At 33.0% G+C, this 5,556-nt stretch carries 4 protein-coding genes; 3 read left to right on the forward strand and 1 reads right to left on the reverse strand.

The features are described 5' to 3' along the window. Positions 1 to 369 (reverse strand): transposase family protein (locus tag G7Y42_RS14600; protein WP_165007553.1); only part of this gene is annotated, 369 nt, incomplete at its 3' end. Between the two features lie 355 nt (positions 370 to 724). On the opposite strand from G7Y42_RS14600, the gene G7Y42_RS14605 reads away from it, so the two are divergent. The 3 genes from G7Y42_RS14605 to G7Y42_RS14615 all read left to right on the forward strand — a co-directional run bounded on the left by G7Y42_RS14605 (position 725) and on the right by G7Y42_RS14615 (position 5,487). Then, the gene (locus tag G7Y42_RS14605) at positions 725 to 2,167 is read left to right on the forward strand and encodes a helix-turn-helix domain-containing protein (protein ID WP_165007556.1); all 1,443 of its coding nucleotides are present in this window, start codon (positions 725 to 727) and stop codon (positions 2,165 to 2,167) included. Positions 2,168 to 2,308: 141 nt separating this feature from the next. Beyond that, positions 2,309 to 3,013, forward strand: coding sequence for a WxL domain-containing protein (locus tag G7Y42_RS14610; protein ID WP_241161972.1), 705 nt, complete (start codon positions 2,309 to 2,311; stop codon positions 3,011 to 3,013). Between the two features lie 182 nt (positions 3,014 to 3,195). Beyond that, on the forward strand, positions 3,196 to 5,487 hold the full coding sequence (locus G7Y42_RS14615; RefSeq protein ID WP_165007562.1) for a BspA family leucine-rich repeat surface protein: 2,292 nt from the start codon (positions 3,196 to 3,198) through the stop codon (positions 5,485 to 5,487). Positions 5,488 to 5,556: the final 69 nt, after the last annotated feature.

Below are 5,556 nucleotides of genomic sequence, written 5' to 3' on the forward strand. Positions count from 1 at the left end.
ACGCTCGGTCAACTCTTCTAATATTGTGTAATGAACTTGTTTCGAAATAAAACATGAAGGAGCGACAAGATACGTATGAGCAGTAAAATATTTCCCGCATGCTCGGCAGTGATAACGTTGCTTTCTTAGCCTCAAGTAGGTTTGCTTATTTCCACTGTGATTTAAGAGAACCATTGAAATCTTCTTGCCGTTTTTGACGATCTGCTTCGCAGATTCTTTACAAAATGGACAATGTCTAAAGGTCCGAACCAAATTTCCTTCGATTACGATGGCTTTCTTGTTCTTATAAATAGTTTCTTGAAAAGAATTAATTTCAATATTTTTATCTTTAATAGTGAAGAGCTCTTTGATAGAATGAGAGATGGACATACAAAAACTTCCTTTCAGATTGATGTTTTAGACGACTCTATTCTATCGGAATTTTTGTATGTCTGTTTTTTTTTACAAAAAAATCTAGGACCGACAGAAAATTCTATCAGTCCTAGAAATTATAGAGCCTTACTGATTCCCTAATTCTTTTATAGAAAAATAATATAAAAATAGGTTGTGAGTATCAATATCATGCATTATTAATTGCTTTTTTTGATCTTATTAACTGGTATTAAATGTTAATCTTATACTTATGAAAATCTATTGTTAAATATTTAACAAAATCTATTTTAGTATTTATATGAAGTAATTATTTTATGGGTTTAGCTGTATCAAGAGGCAAAGGAGTTTAATAATGAAATATCTACATAAAGCTGAAAATCAAGAAGTAGAAATTTTAAAATATTTAGGTAAAAATTCAAACCGTTGGCTAACCTCGGAGGAGATAGGCGAGCATATGAATTTAAGCAGAGTTACTGTCAATAAAATAATAAAATCATTACAAAGTAAAATTGAAGAAGATAAGCATATTTATATTGAAATTGTTCAAAATAAAGGAGTTTTATTTAACTGTTCAAGTAGTATATATATAGCCGATTTGATTCAAAAGATTTATAGTAATTCTTTAACCTTCAAATTAATCACGTCTTTATTAAATGAAAGTATTGTTTCGTTAGATCAGTTTGCGTATAAAAATTTTATTAGTTTAGCATCTATTAGAAGAAAAATTGCTTTTATAAACGAGATACTAAAGGATTCTAATATAGCTATAAGAAATAATCGTTTTGTCGGAGACGAACAAAATATTAGAGGATTTCTTTTTAAATATTACTGGGAAATTTTTAAAGGTAGACATTGGCCTTTTAGTAATGTAGATAAAGCTAAGTTAATTGAAAATAGTGAACGAGTATCAATGAGACTAGAAATTTGGTGTTCCCAAGTTAGTTATGAGCAAATTTATTACTTATTAGCAATATCAAGAATAAGGGTAAAAAAAGCACATATTATTGATTACAAAAAAGAATTTTATCAATTGACTGAAGGCAATGACATGTTTGAGATTTGCAAGGAAGAATGGTATAGAAGTTTTCCACAATTATATTGTCCAGAGTCCGAATTCCACTATTATTTTTTTGTTATAAGTAGTTTTTCACTAAATTACGTTAAAACTAATGTGGAAAAATTGATTGTATTAAAAGAAGTATATGGAGAAAAAGATTTATTTGCTTTTGAGATAACGAAGTACTTATTTAAAAATGTGGAGAAAAAATATAAACTTGAAAATTTAGAGAAAAAACATCCTTTATTGTTTTTGGAATTAGTGATGTGTCACAGTAAAGCTTTCATTGTTCCATCAAAAGTTTTAATTACTTCTTCAGACAGCTTTTATTATAAAGAAAAAATGGCCCAAAACTATCCTGAAATCTTTAAGAATTTAAATATAATTATTTCCGATCTTAAAGACAAGTTTCCACAGATAATCTATAGTGAGAGCTTTTTACTAGAAACATACTGCATGATACATTTTCAAGCTCTTCGTAATTTTTTCTTAAAAAAAATGAAAATATTGGTATCGGTATCTTCTGGTAGAACTACAGAACAAACAATACTTGGTAATATAACTCAACATTTTAAAGAAAAGTACTTAATTGAGGAGACTTTTGATGAAAATAAAGCAGATATTTGTATTACAGATGGTCAACTGAAAACATTAGAAAACAATAATATATTTTATATTATTGATACTAATCTAGGTAATAAAGATTTTTTACAAATAGAAACTATATTAGATAACTAAATTTGTTGTTACTACTTGTATAATCATATCAAAAACAGAGTTTTTTAAATAGCTATAATGAACTTTTTGGAAGTAGATTTACCATTATAATTTCATTGTACTAAAGAAGTACAAAAAATTATAGAGGTGATTTTTGTGAAAATGAAAAACTTATTAATGTGTGGAGCGCTATTGGCAACTACATTGTCTAGTGGAGGAAGTGTATTTGCTGCAGATTATACAGATGCAACAACAGCTAAAACAGATGCAATTATTCAATTCGATAAAGATGATACTCCAGTTAATCCGGTAGATCCAGGTGATCCAACTAATCCAGTAGATCCAACAGATCCAGTTAATCCAAATGGTGGAGAATTAATGATTACTTACGCATCCAAATTAGACTTTGGGACACATAAAAAAACTGAGACAACTTTCCATGCGAAAGCAGATGAAATGAAGGATGGTACCAAAATTACACCATTTGTTTCTGTAAAAGATTCTCGTGGAACAGATCGTAAAGGTTGGTCACTAACAGCTAAACAAGATGATGCTTTCAAAGATTCAAATGGAAATGAATTAACTGGGGCAGAATTAAAACTTAGCAACTTATTCTCTGGGAATGGTCAAGTTGGGGCACCAGCTGTATCTGGCGGAGAAATCGTCTTAAATGATACAGATCAAGAGATTGCTTCTGCAGATGCTACTACAGGAATTGGGGTCCACTCAATTGGTTTGGGTCAATTACAAGCAGATGATACAACGAACGGTGTACAATTAAATGTGCCAAACTCAACTGTTAAGAATACTGATCAATATAAAACAACAGTAACGTATACATTAACTGCAGATCCAACTCGACCTTAATCTATGAACTAATAGTTTATGAATAATCAAAGAAACCGGAAGCTGTCTTGGGGATGACTTTCGGTTTTCTTTCAATAGACCATAAATAAAACGAGGGCTAATGATTCTTTCCCTATACTTAGCTCAATAAAGTATAGGAGCTGATAACCATTAGCTAGTTTCATAGAAATGGAGGTAAATGAGTGAGTAAGAATCATAAAATGTTGCGGTTGCTTGCTACGACAAGTATCATAGCTACAAATGTTTTTCCAGTTACGCCACAACTACCGCAAATCGTCGTTCAAGCCGCTTCTTTACAAGAAGAGCAAGAACCATCAGCTACAGAAGAGAGTAGCACCAGGACCGAAACAGGTCGTTCAAAGGAAGAGACCTCAACAAGTCAGAGTGTGGAATCTGCAGACGTATCTCAGGATCAAGATGCCAGGAAACAAGAGGGGAAATCGAAAGACACCAAGAGTAGTGGGACTTGGGGAACTTCACCCTATACATTTGATGAAACGACAGGAACGATGACCATCTATGCGGGAACGCTAGGCGACCATTGGCAACAACCATGGTCTAAAGGTGAAGTTTCACCAGATCAAATCAAGAAAATTGAATTGATTGGGGACGTAGTTGCACCGGCAGATAGCTCTTGTCTATTTAGTGCGTATATGCTGAAAAACAGACTTTTTAATTTAAATGAAATTACAGGAATGGAAAATCTTGATACGAGTCACGTAACTAAAATGTATAGTATGTTCGCCCACTGTAGTAGTTTAAAGAATTTGGATGTAAGTCATTTTAATACAAGTAATGTGACAGATATGTTTGCAATGTTTTATAGCTGTAGTAGTCTGACAACCTTAGATGTGAGCAGTTTTGATACCAGCAATGTGACTAGTATGAATGAGATGTTTCATAGCTGTAGCAACTTGCAAAGTCTAGATTTAAGTAACTTCGATATGAGTCAAGTGACGAGTATGAACACTATGTTCGATAGTTGTAGTAATCTAAATGAGATAACATTGGGAGAAAAATCCTTTTTCGATGATACCGTTAATTTACCAGATGGAACTTGGCTAGGAAAAAATACTGGAGTTTCATATGCAACGAGTGCCGATTTTATGAATAACTACGATGGTAGCCAACCGGATACATTTCTAAAAATCGATAATGTTCGATATTGGGGAACGGCGCCTTATATCTTTGATGAATCGACAGGAACGATGACCGTTTATGGTGGAAACCTAGGTGAAAATGGCCAACAACCATGGGTAAAAGGTGAAGTATCTGCTGAGAAGATTCAGAAGATTGACTTGGTAGGTAAAGTGGTTGCACCAGAAGACAGTAGACGATTATTTAGTGCTGATGCAGTAGGGAATCGTCTTTCTAATCTTAAAGAAATCAATGGATTGACCAATCTCGATACAAGTAATGTAAAGGATATGTATGATTTATTCAGTGGTTGTAGTAGTTTACAAAGTCTAGATCTAAGTAGTTTCGATACGAGCCAAGTGACGAATATGATGGCTATGTTCTATGAATGTAGTAACTTACAAAGTCTAGATCTAAGTAGCTTTGACACGAGCCAAGTGACGGATATGGGCGAGATGTTCAATAAATGTAGTAGCTTACAAAGCTTAGATTTAAGTAACTTCAATACGAAACAAGTGACAAGTATGTACACCATGTTTAGTGGTTGTAGTAATCTACAAAACATAAATATGAGTAGTTTCGACACTAGTCAAGTGACAACTATGGAAAATATGTTCGCTTCTTGCAGTAACTTACAAAGTGTAGATGTAAGTAACTTCGACACGAGCCAAGTGACAGATATGGGATGGATGTTCTGTGAATGTAGTAGCTTACAAAGTTTAGATCTAAGTAGTTTTGACACAAGCAACGTAACGGTTATGACTGATATGTTTCTTGACACTAGTAATCTGAAAGAATTAACCCTAGGGGAAAAATCCGTTTTTAATGATACAGTTCATTTACCAGATGGAACTTGGTTAGGAAAAAATACAGGAGTTCCATATGCAACAAGTAATGACTTTATGGTTAAATACGATGGTAGCCAACCCGATACCTTCATAAGAACCACTGGTATGAAGTATTGGGGAACGTCACCCTATACCTTTGATGAAACGACAGGAACGATGACCATTTATTCTGGCACACTCGGAACTTACAAAGATTCTCCATGGAATACAAGCACGTCGTATATAAAGGGTGATTCAATTCAAAAAATCGAATTATTTGGCAAGGTCGTTGCACCAAAAGAAAGTCAGTACTTATTCTCCTCTGATATGCTCAATTTTCTACAAAACTTAAAAGAAATTAGTGGTCTAGAAAAATTAGATACGAGTCAAGTGACGAATATGGACGCCATGTTCGCTTATTGCAGTAGCTTACAAAGTCTAGATTTAAGTCATTTTGCATGTATCCTAATAAAGTGGACACATTTTTTTGGTATACTCTTAAATAAATAGACACAAATTTTGAAAGGACTTTTTAATATGGTAAATAACAGAAAATCACCACGTAAATTTGACGAAGAG

The sequence above is a fragment of the Enterococcus sp. ZJ1622 genome, from assembly GCF_011038845.1.
Taxonomy (GTDB): Bacteria; Bacillota; Bacilli; order Lactobacillales; family Enterococcaceae; genus Enterococcus_B.

Excerpts from the sequence above, each read along its gene's own strand:
- G7Y42_RS14605 (WP_165007556.1), top strand. The coding sequence starts at position 725 with ATGAAATATCTACATAAAGCTGAAAATCAAGAAGTAGAAATTTTAAAA.
- G7Y42_RS14610 (WP_241161972.1), top strand. The coding sequence starts at position 2,309 with ATGAAAAACTTATTAATGTGTGGAGCGCTATTGGCAACTACATTGTCT.